The organism is Carnobacterium sp. ISL-102, from assembly GCF_018612935.1.
GTDB classification, from domain to species: Bacteria; Bacillota; Bacilli; order Lactobacillales; family Carnobacteriaceae; genus Carnobacterium_B; species Carnobacterium_B alterfunditum.
This window is the reverse complement of record NZ_JAGGRF010000003.1, coordinates 173,057-187,655: the sequence shown is the minus strand read 5'-3', so window position 1 is coordinate 187,655 and position 14,599 is coordinate 173,057. Positions and strand designations below refer to the sequence as shown.

Below are 14,599 nucleotides of genomic sequence, written 5' to 3'. Positions count from 1 at the left end.
ATGCCGAAACGTAAAATTCCTATGCGGAAATGCGTCATTTCCAATGAAATGAAACCTAAAAAAGACATGATTCGAATTGTTATAAATAAAGAAAATCAAGTAACTATCGATCCAAGCGGGAAACTGCCAGGACGAGGAGCGTATGTTTCAATAGAACCTGAAATCGTGCAATCTGCATGGGAAAAACATGTGTTAGATAAAGTATTAGGGACAACTTTGAATGATGTTTTTTATCAAGAACTATTAGATTATGTTACACATCAAAAAGCTAGGATGAGTTTATGATAGAGGAACAAAAGGTATTGAATCTTTTAGGCATGGCAATTAGAGCTGGAAAGCTTACAACTGGAGAAGATTTAAGCCTAAAAGAAATTAGAAATTTGTCTGCAAAAGTTGTTATTGTAGCAACTGATGCAAGCGAAAATACTAAGAAAAAAATCTCGGATAAGTGCAATTATTATCATATTCCTTTTATAATTCACTTTACGAGAAGTGAGTTAAGCCAAGCAATAGGAAAAGAACGAACAATTTGTACCATCACGGATAATGGCTTTGGAAAAAAATTCCGAGAATTATTATCAATTTAATTGGAGGGGAATATCATGGCTAAAAAACGTGTATATGAATATGCCAAAGAATTAGATGTACCAACTAAAAGTGTTATTGATAAAGCAAAACAACTTGGCATTGACTACAACAGTCACATGTCTTCAATGGAAGATAAACAAGTTGAACAGCTAAATAACTTTTTTGTTTCAGATAAGAAAAGTAGTATAGCTCCTAGTAAGAGTGTCCAAGAAAAATCAACAGGTACTTCAAATATAAAAAATCAAAAAGGTGGTAATCCTATAACGAATCAGAAGAATCAATCCAATCAACCAAACCGTCCAGCGGCGAAAGAAAATCAAACTGCAGCAAACAAACCAGCTGCAACAAACAAACCAGCAGTAAGCAAACCAGCAACAAGTACTCCAGTAGCTCAAACAGGGGCAACAAGCCAGGCGCCACAACGCGCAGCACAAGGGGCCAATAAGAACAAACGCTCAGGAAACAGACCTTTTAACCGCGGAAGTGTAGGAACGCATGGTGGATTTAATAAACGTAAGAGAAAAGGTAAAAAAGGTGAAACTAAACCGGTTGCACCTCCAGTAGCGCGTAAATTCAAAGAATTACCAGAAGTACTTTCTTATACGGATGGTATGACTGTAGCAGATATTTCTAAAAAGATTTACCGTGAACCTGCTGAAATCATCAAAAAATTATTCATGCTAGGTGTTGTAGCAACTTTGAATCAAAGTTTGGGTAAAGAAGCTATTGAATTATTAGCTGAAGAGTATGGAATTAAAGCAGAAGAAAAAATACAAGTCGATGCTTCTGACTTAGATATTTATTTTGATCAAGAAGTTGTTGAAGAAAATCTTACAGCTCGTCCACCAGTAGTAACGATCATGGGTCACGTTGACCATGGTAAAACAACATTATTAGACACCCTTAGAAATACGAAAGTAACTCAAGGCGAAGCCGGCGGAATCACACAACATATTGGTGCTTATCAAGTCAATGTTGATGGAAAAATCATTACTTTCTTGGATACACCAGGTCATGCTGCGTTTACAACAATGCGTGCTCGTGGAGCAGATGTAACGGATATCACAATTATCGTTGTAGCTGCAGATGATGGCGTTATGCCGCAAACAGTTGAAGCTATCAATCATGCTAAAGCCGCAGAAGTTCCAATTATCGTAGCGGTCAACAAAGTTGATAAACCGGATGCAAATCCTGAACGCGTAATGCAAGAATTAACTGAATATGGTTTAGTTCCAGAAAAATGGGGCGGAGACACTATATTCGTTGAAATCTCAGCATTATTAGGTCAAAACTTAGAAGAATTATTAGAAATGATTTTACTTGTTGCTGAAGTTGAAGATTTAAAAGCAGATACTAAACGCTTAGCAATCGGTACAGTTATTGAAGCAAGATTAGATAAATCAAAAGGTCCAATTGCAACCTTGCTTGTTCAAGGGGGAACACTGAATGTAGGAGATCCAATCGTAGTCGGAAATACTTACGGACGTGTTCGTGTAATGGTCAACGAAAAAGGTCGTCGCGTAAAACATGCTGGACCTTCTGCTCCAGTTGAAATCACAGGATTGAATACTGCTCCTCAAGCAGGAGATCAGTTTGTTGTCTTTGAAGATGAAAAAACTGCTCGTGCAGCAGGAGAAACACGTGAGAAGAAAGCAATGGCTGAGCAACGTTCAGTAACGAATCGTGTAACGATCGACAATTTATTCTCTAGCTTGCAAGAAGGAGAACTAAAAGAAGTCAATGTTATCATAAAAGCAGATGTACAAGGTTCTGCAGAAGCATTAGCTTCAAGTTTACAAAAAATTGATGTAGAAGGTGTACGTGTGAAAATGATTCACACTGCAGTTGGAGCAATTAATGAAAGTGATGTTACTTTAGCAGCAGCAAGTAATGCGATCATTATTGGTTTTAACGTTCGTCCAACTCCACAAGCTAGAGTTCAAGCTGATCAAGAACAAGTTGATATTCGTTTGCACCGTATCATATACAATGCAATTGATGAAATTGAAACAGCTATGAAAGGTCTATTAGACCCTGAATACGAAGAAAAAATAACCGGACAAGTTGTTGTTCGTGAAACATTTACAGTATCTAAAGTAGGTACGATTGCTGGTGGATTCGTTACAGATGGTACTATCAAGCGTAGCAGTAGTATCCGATTAATTCGCGACAATATCGTAATCTTTGAAGGCGAATTGGCAAGTTTGAAACGCTTTAAAGATGACGCTAAAGAAGTAAAAAAAGGTTTTGAATGTGGCTTTATGATTAAAGATTATAACGAAGTTAAAGTGGATGACATTATTGAAGCTTATGAAATGGTTGAAATTAAACGTAAGTAATACGTAAGAAAGAAGGGTTAAATATGGCAAATCATAGAATTGGCCGTGTTTCACAAGAAATTCAAAAAGAAGTAAATGATATCTTGCAGAAACGCGTGAAAGATCCCCGAGTTGCCAATGTAAATATAACCGATGTACGTGTAACCGGTGATCTTCAACAAGCAACTATTTTCTATAGTATTTTATCTGACAAAGCTAGTGATCGTGAAAGAACACAATTAGGCTTAGATAAGGCTTCTGGATTAGTTAGAAGCGAATTAGGCAAGCGTTTGACACTCTACAAAACACCAGAAATAAGTTTTGAGCGAGATGCATCTGTTGAATATGGAAGTCATATCGATGAATTATTGCGTAATTTAAATAAAGACTAATAAAAAATCTCATTTTAAACCTCCAAAGGGCAACCCTTTGGAGGTTTTTTTAATTGAAAAATCAAAATATAACAGGGAGAAAAGTCTTTTAAAAATCAAATAGTTATCCGAGGTGGTATAATAAAAGTGAAAGGAGAGCTGAGAACCTAGAGGGAAAAATGCATTGAAAAAACTTACTTAAAAAAAATAAAGGGGTGAGTAACATGCGTTTAAAAATTGGATTGGCTAGTCTTCTACTGACACTATTGCTTTTATTCAGTTTAACTTTCGCTTTACCGGTCACTGCTTCCAGCTCTCAATATATAACTAAAGGGAATACAACATCTAAAATGGTCGCTTTTACGTTTGATGATGGTTCAGATGGCAAAAATACTACTAAAATTTTACAGGTTTTAAACGCAAATAAAATCAAAGCTACTTTTTTCGTTACTGGTAAAGCAGCAGAAAATCATCCGCAATTGATCAAAAATATTGCTGACCAAGGGCATCAATTTGGCAATCACTCATACTCTCATCCTGATTTTACTAAAATAAGTGCAGCTCAGATCAAAACAGAATTAGATAAAGGGGAAGCTGTTATTAAAAATATTAGTGGAAAGACTACTAAACCCTATTTTCGTGCACCTTTTGGCTCAATGAATGCAGCTTCATTGTTAGCGGTTGGTAATTTGGGCTATACAAAAACGATTGGCTGGACGATTGATACAGTCGATTGGAAAGGGGTCTCTTCTAGTGAAATCACGAATAAAGTTGTAAATAATGCAACTCCAGGAATGATTGTTTTGATGCATACAGGAGAAGGTGCTACAGGTACTCCAGGAGCACTCCAAAATATGATCAACCAATTGAAGGCTAAAGGATACACCTTTGTTACGATCAGCCAAATGCTGTCTACTAGCACGCAAACAGCTACTAGTGGCCAACACATTGTCAAATCAGGTGAGACTTTAACTAAGATCGCCAGTCTTTATGGAGTGACTGTTCAACAATTGGCAACAGCTAATAAATTAACCAATGTAAACGTGATTCGTGTCGGCCAAATTCTTATCATTCCGACTACTAACTATACCGTTAAAGCAGGTGATACCTTAACTAAAATTGCTAATGCATATAATGTAACCGTACAACAGTTAGTGGCTGCCAATAATTTGACCAACCCTAATATACTGAAAATTGGCCAAACGATAAAAATTCCTGCTAAAACTGGTACGATTGTTCCACAACCGGTACCAACGACAATCAATTACACCGTTAAGGCTGGAGATACTCTTTACAGCATTGCTAAAAGATATGGCGTGACTGTTCAATCGATCGTCACAGCAAACAAATTAGCCAGTGCGAATGTTATAAGAGTCGGTCAAGTTCTGAAAATTCCTGTTAGTACCGGTACGATTGTTCCGAAACCGGTACCAACGATAATCAATTATACCGTTAAGGCTGGAGATACTCTTTACAGCATTGCTAAAAGATACGGCGTGACTGTTCAATCGATCGTCACTATAAATAAATTGGCTAGTGCGAATGTAATAAAGATTGGTCAAGTCTTAAAAATACCCACAGTCTAATACTGCTAGGCAATAGAATATGCTAAGGCCAAAGTGTACAACTGATTTTTGCTTGTATGCTTTGGCTTTGATTTGAATTTCTTTACTCTTTGCTTTTTTTCTTTACACTAAGTGTGTAAAGGAGGTTTTTAAATGTCGGATTTTTTGATAAACATACAAACAGAAATGGGAACGCCAAATCTTTTATTTGATAGTTGGACGCCTGTCATTAGAATCTTTTTTTCAACCATTATAACCTTTATATTGTTACTGGCCAGCTTAAGAATTTTTGGAAATAGAAGTGTTTCAAATATGAGTATACAGGATGTTATCACTTCATTTACTATAGGGTCAACAGTATCATCTACTATGATCTTAAAAGATGTTACTATAATAAATGGGTTTTTAGCAATCACATTACTTTTGTCCTTGCAATTCCTTGTTTCAAAAATCATCAGCAAATGGTCCTACTTTTCAAAATTTATTAATCCAGCTCCAAAAGTTTTATTTTTAAAGGGTGCTTTCTTAGAAAATACAATGAAAAAAAGTCGCGTAACTAAAGAAGATATTTATTCTGCTATTCGAATCCAAGCTAGATGTTCTTCAGATAAGGTTTTTGCAGTTGTGTTAGAATCTAATGGAAATCTTTCAGTCGTTACTGATGTAAGTACAGACTATGAGGAAGAAATCAGGAAATATCTAGACTAAAGAGACTGGGACATAGTTCTTGGTCTCTGATTTTGTATTCTTGACCTTTTCTACATATCCAATCCTTGTAAAGAAGCTTTCGTTTAAGTTTATTGATTCAACAGATGACAAATAAAAATCTTTTTGACTAATAAAGTAGAATTAATGTTTAAACGAGCATTGAAACAAATTTCCATTTAATTAATAAACTGATATTATTGATTAAACGAGTATAAAACAAGTTTCCATTTGACTAATCATACAGACTTATCCATTAAACAAGTATAAAATGATGTTTTATTTAGTAAAGGTTGATTTCAATTCTCTCACTAAAACAGATAATTGAACTAATATACGGTTAATAAATGGATGACGTCATTTTGGTAATTATGGTATACTTGAAGAGTTGAAAAAGGAAAGTTGGGATCAAGCAATGGAAGGTATTCTCCCTTTATGGAAAGAACGCGGCATGACTAGTCATGATTGTGTATTTAAACTTAGAAAAATTTTAAAAACAAAAAAAATTGGACATACAGGTACGTTGGATCCAGATGTCGACGGTGTATTGCCTATATGTGTTGGAAAAGCTACAAAAGTTGTCGAGTACATGATGGAAACAGGTAAAGGTTACATAGGCGAAATTACACTTGGCTATTCGACAACAACAGAAGACCGAAGCGGTGAAATTGTTGAGCAAGTCGAAGTAGAAGAAGTACCGACGCTTGAAGCGATTGATGCTGCCATGAAAAACATGGAAGGAAAAATCACTCAAATACCGCCAATGTATTCAGCAGTAAAAGTGAATGGGAAAAAATTATATGAGTATGCTAGAGCTGGTGAAACCGTTGAACGACCAGAAAGAGTTGCGGAGATAAAACAATTCAAACGGACTTCAGATGTGGTCGTAGATAAAGAAAGAGGGACGGTCTCTTGGAAGTTTGAGGTGGCGTGTGGAAAAGGGACTTACGTTCGTACGTTGGCTGTAGACTTAGGTAGACAACTTGGATACCCAGCGCACATGTCTGATTTAACGCGTGTGCTTAGTGGTACGTTTAAAGCTAGTGATTGTTTAACGTTAGCCCAAGTTGCTGAAAAAATGGAACAAGAAGAAATTGACGAAGTTTTATTTCCTCTAGAATTTGGTCTAAAAGACTTAGCTTCATTCGATATTGATGAAACCTTATGGGATAAAGTGAAAAATGGAGCTGTGTTGCCAATCGATACTATTCCAGCTGATTTGTCGATGCCAGTTGTTTTCATTTATTTGCAAAAAGCGGTTAGTATTTATGCTGTCCATCCACAAAAAAAAGATTATTTGAAACCAATCAAAGTATTAAGGAATAATTTGTAGAGGAGTTTTTACACTGTGGAAATCATTAAACTGCATCATCCGTATCTAGCAGATGAAATCCCTGAAGACAAAGTAGTGTTAGCTTTAGGTTTTTTTGATGGCGTACATAGAGGCCATCAAGAAGTGATTTTTAGGGCAAAAAGTCTTGCTGATAAAAACAATTTAAAATTAGCAGTCATGACATTCAATCAACATCCCTCAATTGTTTTTAAAAAATTAAATTCGGATCAGCATAAATATCTTTCAACTGTATCTCGCAAAGAGGAATTGATGGAGAAAATTGGTGTCGATTATCTTTATGAAGTCGACTTTACATCTGCGTTTGCTAGTTTAGCACCACAAGATTTTGTGGATCAATACATTGTTGGATTACATGCACAAACAGTCGTAGCAGGTTTTGACTATTCATTTGGTAAAAAGGAAGTTGCTTCAATGGTACATTTGCCAAAGTACGCTAATAATCGTTTTGAGATAGTTGTAGTGGAAAAACAAACATTAAGAGAAGAAAAAATTAGTTCTACACGGATTCGTTCAGCTTTAGAAGTTGGAGATATGCCTGTTGCTAATAATCTCTTAGGTTATATCTACGCTACTCCTGGAAGAGTCATACATGGAGACGCCAGGGGAAGGCTGTTAGGATTCCCAACAGCGAACATCGAAGTTGAGAATCTTGTTAAGCTGCCTCGTAAGGGTGTATATGTTGTTGAAATAGTAGTGGGTGGAAGAACGTATAAAGGAATGGCTTCAATTGGACACAATGTAACGTTTGAACCAAATCGTCCATTAACGGTCGAAGTTTACATTCTTGATTTTAGTGCTGACATCTATGGTGAAGAAGTAAAGGTATTATGGCATGATTATTTACGAGATGAAAAAAAGTTTGATTCGATTGACGCTTTAATTGCGCAACTTAAACAAGACGAATTGGATACGGCACAATTTTTTGAACAGACTAATAAATCAAACCAGAATAAGTAATGGACCTTATCCGAAAGTAATTGAACAGAGTAAACAAGAGACAATTGTTTCTTGTTTTTTTTTGCATAAAATGATAAAACAATAAGGGCTCTTGCTAAAAGCGTTCTTCTGATTTATACAACATTTATGAATAAAGTGGCTTAATATACAATAAAATTTCAAAAAAAAGCTATAAAATACATAATAAAGCATAAAAAAACAATATAAGCTTGTTTTAATCTTTTTGCCATGTTAGGATACGTTCATGCAATAAAATTAATTGGATGAGGTGTTTTTATGAATAAAGGAAAAGTTGTTTTAGCTTACTCAGGAGGATTGGATACTTCGGTATCCATTAAATGGTTAATAGATGAAGGGTATGAGGTCATCGCTTGTTGTTTGGATGTAGGAGAAGGAAAAAACCTGGATTTTATTAAAGAAAAGGCGATACAAATTGGTGCTTCTGCTTCATATACGATTGACGCTAAAGTAGAATTTGCTAATGACTTTGCATTGATCGCGTTACAAGCGCACACATATTATGAAGGTAAGTATCCGCTAATATCAGCGTTATCTCGTCCTTTAATTGCTAAAAAATTGGTTGAAGTAGCTATAAAAGAAAAAGCGGTAGCAGTAGCACATGGTTGTACCGGAAAAGGAAATGATCAAGTTCGTTTTGAAGTTGCCATTCATTCTTTAGCTCCAGATTTAAAAGTAATCGCACCGGTTCGTGATTGGACATGGTCAAGGGAAGAAGAGATCAACTATGCTATTGAACACTCTATTCCGGTTCCAATTGATTTAGACAATCCTTTCTCTATTGATCAAAATCTTTGGGGAAGAAGCAATGAATGTGGCGTCTTAGAAAATCCTTGGATCGCACCACCAGAAGTAGCCTATGAGTTAACAGCGAGTTTAGAAAATACTCCTGATAGCCCAGAAATGATTGAAATTGAATTCTTAGCGGGAGTTCCAGTAGCTCTTGATGGTTCAAAATACGAGTTGTCTGATTTGATCCAACAGTTGAACAGCATTGCTGGAAAACATGGGATTGGACGGATCGATCATATTGAAAATAGATTGATCGGTATCAAATCTCGTGAAATCTATGAAGCTCCTGGGGCAGTAACACTTATGACCGCTCATAAAGAATTGGAAGATCTTACATTTGTTAAAGATACTGCACACTTTAAACCAATAATTGAACAGAAAATAACAGAAATGATCTATAACGGATTATGGTACAATCCATTAACCGAAAGCTTGATTGCTTTTTTGAAATCAACTCAAAAGTATGTAAATGGAACGGTAAGAGTGAAATTATTTAAAGGCCATGCAATCGTGGAAGGCAGAAAGTCTCCAAATTCACTTTATGATGAAGATTTAGCAACTTATACTTCTGCAGATACATTTAATCAAGAAGCCTCTGTTGGATTTATTAAGTTATGGGGTCTGCCTACAAAAGTTCATGCAGAAGTTAATAAACCAAAAGTTACTATCAAGAATAAGTAATCTTAAATAAGGATAGGATGACAACATGAAAAAATTATGGGGCGGTCGTTTTGAAGGAGAAAGTCAAAAATGGATCGATGAATTTGGTGCTTCGATTGAAGTAGACCAAGTTTTAGCGGAAGAAGATATTATAGGAAGTTTGGCACATGTTAAAATGTTAGCTAAGACGTCCATTATTCTTCAAGAAGAAGCAGATGAGATCATTAGAGGATTAGAAATTCTTTTAGTAAAAGTCCAAAAGAAAGAGTTGGTATTCTCTATTGCGAATGAAGACATTCATTTAAATATCGAAACGCTTCTTCATAAAGAGATTGGACTGGTCGCAGGGAAACTACACACTGCAAGAAGTCGAAATGATCAAGTAGCCACCGATATGCATCTTTATTTAAAACGTCAAGTCGGTGAAATTTCTGAATCACTTATGGATCTAGAAAAAGTTATTCTGCTAAAAGCGGAAAAACATGTTGAAACCATTATTCCTGGATATACGCATTTACAACATGCGCAGCCTATCTCTTTTGCTCACCATTTGCTAGCGTATTACAACATGTTTAAACGTGATTTAGAAAGATACCAAGATAGTTTGAAACGCATCGATTGTTCCCCTTTAGGAGCAGCAGCTTTGGCAGGAACGACATTTCCAATCGATCGTTTGGATACCGCAGAACAATTAGGCTTTAGTTCCGTTTATTCAAATAGTATGGATGCCGTTAGTGACCGTGATTTCATCTTAGAATTTTTGTCGAATAGCAGCATACTGATGATGCATCTTTCACGTTTTTGCGAAGAAATAATTCTTTGGACAAGTCATGAGTATCAGTTTGTTAGTTTAACGGACGCCTTTTCAACAGGTAGTTCAATCATGCCGCAAAAGAAAAATCCAGATATGGCAGAATTGATTCGTGGGAAAACAGGCAGAGTGTACGGCAATTTATTTTCACTGTTGACGGTAATGAAAAGTTTGCCTTTAGCTTATAATAAGGATCTGCAAGAAGATAAAGAAGGTATGTTCGACACAGTAAAAACCGTCAAAGATTGTTTGAACGTATTTGCTGGTATGTTGGATGATATGATCGTGCACGAAGAAAAAATGAGTGAAGCAACAACTAAAGATTTTTCCAATGCGACAGAGTTAGCTGATTATCTTGCCTCTAAAGGTACTCCGTTTAGAGAAGCACATGAAATAGTTGGAAAACTTGTTTTAAAGTGCTTGAAAAACGGCAATTATTTACAAGATATTTCATTAGCAGATTTTCAAGCAGCAGCTCCTATTATTCAAGAAGATGTGTATTCTTTGTTAGAATCTCGTGTGGCTGTTGAACGCAGAAATTCTTTAGGCGGTACTGGTTTTGTCCAAATAAGAACTGAACTAGAAAAAGCAAAAAAAGAATGCCAGTTAAATTAGGTTTGGTTAACAAATGGTGTTGATATGAACAACAAAGCTACGAATATTAAAAAATTCAGACCTAAAATCAATGAGAAGAAAAAGTATTAAAAATGAATTATTTCATTTTTAATACTTTTTTTCTAGGCTGAAAATGGATAAATCAAGCGGGAAATCAATGTTTTTAATAAACGTCAAAATTAGTCAAAAAATAAGCAAAAATTATTGACAGGAACAATTATATTTGGTAAATTAATAAATGTATTAGCACTCAATAGTTTCAAGTGCTAAAAAAGAGGTGATGCAACATGTTAACTGAAAGACAGATTTTAATCTTAAAATCTATCATTCGCTTATACACTTCACACGAGACACCCATAGGATCTAAAACCTTGATGAATGAAGCTGAGATCAATTTTAGTTCAGCGACTATTCGTAATGAAATGGGACGTCTTGAAGAATTAGGCTTCATTGAAAAAACACATTCCTCATCAGGTCGTGTTCCGTCATTAAAAGGCTATCGTTTTTATGTGGACTATCTGGTACATCCAGTGAAAATTCAGAAAAAAGATCTTGCAGTCATAAAGAATGCTTTAGGAAATCAATTTAGACAGTTGGATGAAATTGTTTTCCAATCTGCTGAATTGCTTTCTCAATTGACCAGTTATACGGCAATAACATTAGGTCCTGAAATCAAAGAGAGTATTTTAACCGGTTTTCGTTTAGTACCATTGAATGATTATCAAGTCATGGCTATTCTGGTTACAGATAAAGGCCATGTAGAAAACCAAGTTGTTACTATCCCGAGATCGATGGACGTTAATGAGCTGGAAAAAATTGTTCGTATTTTTAATGAACAATTAGTTGGTCTTACGTTAATGGAAGTATTTAAAAGACTCAAGACTGAAATTCCTTTATTGCTAAATAAGTACGTCAAGACAAATGAAGGAATTTTAGATATCTTTGAAAATGTCTTTTTGAAGGCTGGACAAGATAGGATGCACGTAGGTGGAAGAATGAATATATTAGATTTTTCGAATGAATTAAATGTCGAAAAATTTAAGTCTATTTATTCGTTAATGGATGGTACTCATGACTTATCTTCTCTAGTGATCCCAAGTACTACTGGAATCACCGTGAAAATTGGTACGGAGTTAAACAATGAGCTTTTCAATGAGTTCAGTTTAATTACGGCAAGCTATGACATTGAAGGATACAGTTCAGGTGTTATTGCATTGTTAGGTCCAACGAATATGCCGTATTCTAAAATGATTGGCTTGGTGGATGTATTTCGAAATGAGCTTTCAAAAAAAATAATCGACTACTACCATTCTGTAGAAGATTAAGCAAAAGGAGCTGTTGATGTGTCTAGAAATAAAGACAAGAAGCAAGAACAAGAAGTAGTAGAAGAAACAACAACAGAATCAGTAGAAGAAACGGTAATCAAACCAGAAGAAACAACTGAGTCTGTAGAAGTTGATGAACTTGCTGAAGCAAAAGCTGCTTTAGAAGAAATGGAAAATAAATATTTGCGTGTCCAAGCTGAAATGGCAAATATCCAAAAACGCAATGCAAAAGAACGTGAAGATGCTGCTAAATTCCGTGCTCAATCTTTAGCACTCGAATTGCTTCCAGTCGGTGATAACTTAGAACGAGCTCTAGCTATTGAAGTAACAGATGAGCAAGGCAAAAGTTTGAAAAAAGGAATCGAGATGGTGAAGGAAACGTTCGCTGCAGCATTAAAAAACGAAGGAATCGAAGTTATCGATCCTTTAAATGAACCATTTGATCCAAACTTCCATCAGGCTGTTCAAACGGTTCCTGTTGAAGAAGGTCAAAAAAGTGAAATAGTTGTACAAGTTTTACAAAAAGGGTATGATTTAAAAGGACGAGTCTTACGTCCAGCAATGGTCATCGTTGCTCAATAAAGCTTAAATAAATAAATAATAAAAAAATAATAAATAAATGAGGGATTTTATAATGGGAAAAATGATAGGTATTGACTTAGGAACAACAAATTCAGCAGTTGCAGTATTAGAAGGCGGAAAAGCAAAAATTATTCCGAATCCAGAAGGTAACCGTACGACTCCATCAGTAGTAGCTTTTAAAAATGGAGAAATGCAAGTTGGAGAAGTTGCAAAACGTCAAGCTGTAACAAACCCAAATACAATTAGTTCAATCAAACGTCATATTGGCGAAGCTGGTTTCTCAGTTGAAGTTGACGGCAAAAAATATACTCCACAAGAAATTTCTGCAACGATTTTGCAATACTTGAAAGGTTATGCTGAAAGCTATTTAGGAGAAACAGTTGATAAAGCTGTTATTACGGTTCCTGCTTACTTTAATGATGCACAACGTCAAGCTACTAAAGATGCTGGTAAAATTGCAGGCCTTGAAGTTGAACGTATCGTAAATGAACCAACTGCTGCAGCGTTAGCATATGGTTTAGATCAAACACATAAAGAAGAAAAAATTCTAGTATTTGACTTGGGTGGAGGTACTTTTGACGTTTCTGTTCTTGAATTAGGAGATGGCGTTTTTGATGTATTGTCTACTGCTGGTGATAACAAATTAGGTGGAGATGATTTTGATAACAAAATCATGAACTATTTAGTAGCTGAATTCAAAAAAGAAAATGGTGTCGACTTATCTAAAGATAAAATGGCCGTTCAACGTTTGAAAGATGCTTCTGAAAAAGCTAAAAAAGATTTGTCAGGCGTAACTTCAACACAAATCAGCCTACCATTTATCACTGCTGGTGAAGCTGGACCGTTACACTTGGAAATCAACTTAACTCGTGCTAAATTTGATGAATTAACTTATGATTTAGTAGAACGTACTAAAGGACCTGTTCGTCAAGCTCTTAAAGATGCTGGTTTAGCTACATCTGAAATTGATGAAGTTATCTTAGTAGGTGGATCAACACGTATTCCATCTGTTGTAGATGCTGTACGTAAAGAAGCAGGAAAAGAACCAAACAAATCAGTTAATCCTGATGAAGTAGTAGCTATGGGTGCTGCGATCCAAGGTGGAGTTATTACTGGTGATGTTAAAGATATCGTCTTGTTAGATGTTACTCCATTATCATTAGGTATCGAAACAATGGGTGGGGTGTTTACAAAACTGATCGAACGTAACACAACGATCCCAACAAGCAAATCACAAGTATTCTCAACTGCTGCTGATAACCAACCGGCTGTTGATGTACACGTAATGCAAGGTGAACGTCCAATGGCAGCCGACAACAAAACATTAGGACGCTTCCAATTGACTGACCTTCCTGCTGCACCTCGTGGAATCCCACAAATCGAAGTAACATTTGATATTGATAAAAACGGAATTGTTAACGTTAGTGCTAAAGACTTAGGAACGCAAAAAGAACAAACAATCACGATCAAATCATCTTCAGGTTTGACTGATGAAGAAATCGAACGTATGGTTAAAGATGCAGAATCAAATGCTGAAGCAGATAAAGTTCGTAAAGAAGAAGTAGAATTACGTAATGAAGTGGATCAATTATTATTCCAAGTTGATAAAACAATCACTGAACTTGAGGGTAAAGTTGATGAAGCTGAAGTTAAAAAAGCTGAAGAAGCTCGTGATGAATTAAAAGCAGCTGTTGAAGCAAATGATATCGAAGAAATGAAAACTAAACGCGATGCTTTAAATGAAATCGTGCAAGCTCTAACAGTTAAATTATATGAACAAGCTGCTCAAGCTCAAGCAGAGGCAAACCCAGAAGATGCACAAGAACAAGGAGCACAAGGTGGATCTGAGGATGTTGTTGATGCTGATTTTGAAGAGGTAGATGACGAAAATAAATAATCTTTAACATTAGAGGATGAAAGGGAAAAGCCAAGGCAAAT

The 14,599-nt window shown here is 35.7% G+C and carries 13 protein-coding genes; all 13 read left to right on the top strand.

Annotation, left to right across the window (positions count from 1 at the left end):
• A complete protein-coding gene (gene rnpM, locus J7E16_RS02510; RefSeq protein ID WP_214888317.1) occupies window positions 1–285 on the top strand; it encodes an RNase P modulator RnpM in 285 nt (94 codons plus the stop codon).
• Window positions 282–587, top strand: a complete 306-nt coding sequence (locus tag J7E16_RS02505) for a L7Ae/L30e/S12e/Gadd45 family ribosomal protein (RefSeq protein ID WP_051910489.1) — start codon at window positions 282–284, stop codon at window positions 585–587. Before rnpM ends, J7E16_RS02505 begins: the two co-directional genes overlap by 4 nt.
• Before the next feature lie 15 nt (window positions 588–602).
• A complete protein-coding gene (gene infB, locus J7E16_RS02500) occupies window positions 603–2,927 on the top strand; it encodes a translation initiation factor IF-2 (RefSeq protein ID WP_214888315.1) in 2,325 nt (774 codons plus the stop codon).
• A gap of 23 nt (window positions 2,928–2,950) precedes the next feature.
• Window positions 2,951–3,298 (top strand): 30S ribosome-binding factor RbfA, encoded by a 348-nt coding sequence (gene rbfA / locus J7E16_RS02495; protein WP_034548609.1) that lies wholly within the window; start codon window positions 2,951–2,953, stop codon window positions 3,296–3,298.
• 203 nt (window positions 3,299–3,501) lie between these two features.
• Window positions 3,502–4,863 (top strand): LysM peptidoglycan-binding domain-containing protein, encoded by a 1,362-nt coding sequence (locus J7E16_RS02490; RefSeq protein WP_214888313.1) that lies wholly within the window; start codon window positions 3,502–3,504, stop codon window positions 4,861–4,863.
• Between the two features lie 132 nt (window positions 4,864–4,995).
• Window positions 4,996–5,550: a DUF421 domain-containing protein gene (locus J7E16_RS02485; RefSeq protein WP_214888311.1), complete on the top strand. Its 555-nt coding sequence runs from the start codon at window positions 4,996–4,998 to the stop codon at window positions 5,548–5,550.
• 412 nt (window positions 5,551–5,962) lie between these two features.
• On the top strand, window positions 5,963–6,880 hold the full coding sequence (gene truB / locus J7E16_RS02480) for a tRNA pseudouridine(55) synthase TruB (RefSeq protein ID WP_214888853.1): 918 nt from the start codon (window positions 5,963–5,965) through the stop codon (window positions 6,878–6,880).
• A gap of 15 nt (window positions 6,881–6,895) precedes the next feature.
• On the top strand, window positions 6,896–7,858 hold the full coding sequence (gene ribF / locus J7E16_RS02475) for a riboflavin biosynthesis protein RibF (RefSeq protein ID WP_214888310.1): 963 nt from the start codon (window positions 6,896–6,898) through the stop codon (window positions 7,856–7,858).
• Window positions 7,859–8,134: 276 nt separating this feature from the next.
• Entirely contained in the window at window positions 8,135–9,349 is a 1,215-nt protein-coding gene (locus J7E16_RS02470) for an argininosuccinate synthase (RefSeq protein ID WP_034548614.1), read from the top strand.
• Between the two features lie 25 nt (window positions 9,350–9,374).
• Complete coding sequence (gene argH / locus J7E16_RS02465; RefSeq protein ID WP_214888308.1) at window positions 9,375–10,754, top strand: argininosuccinate lyase; 1,380 nt, start codon at window positions 9,375–9,377, stop codon at window positions 10,752–10,754.
• Between the two features lie 287 nt (window positions 10,755–11,041).
• A complete protein-coding gene (hrcA, locus tag J7E16_RS02460) occupies window positions 11,042–12,079 on the top strand; it encodes a heat-inducible transcriptional repressor HrcA (RefSeq protein WP_214888306.1) in 1,038 nt (345 codons plus the stop codon).
• An 18-nt stretch (window positions 12,080–12,097) separates the two neighbouring features.
• Entirely contained in the window at window positions 12,098–12,661 is a 564-nt protein-coding gene (gene grpE, locus J7E16_RS02455; RefSeq protein WP_214888303.1) for a nucleotide exchange factor GrpE, read from the top strand.
• A gap of 52 nt (window positions 12,662–12,713) precedes the next feature.
• Window positions 12,714–14,558 (top strand): molecular chaperone DnaK, encoded by a 1,845-nt coding sequence (dnaK, locus tag J7E16_RS02450; RefSeq protein ID WP_214888300.1) that lies wholly within the window; start codon window positions 12,714–12,716, stop codon window positions 14,556–14,558.
• Window positions 14,559–14,599 lie beyond the last annotated feature (41 nt).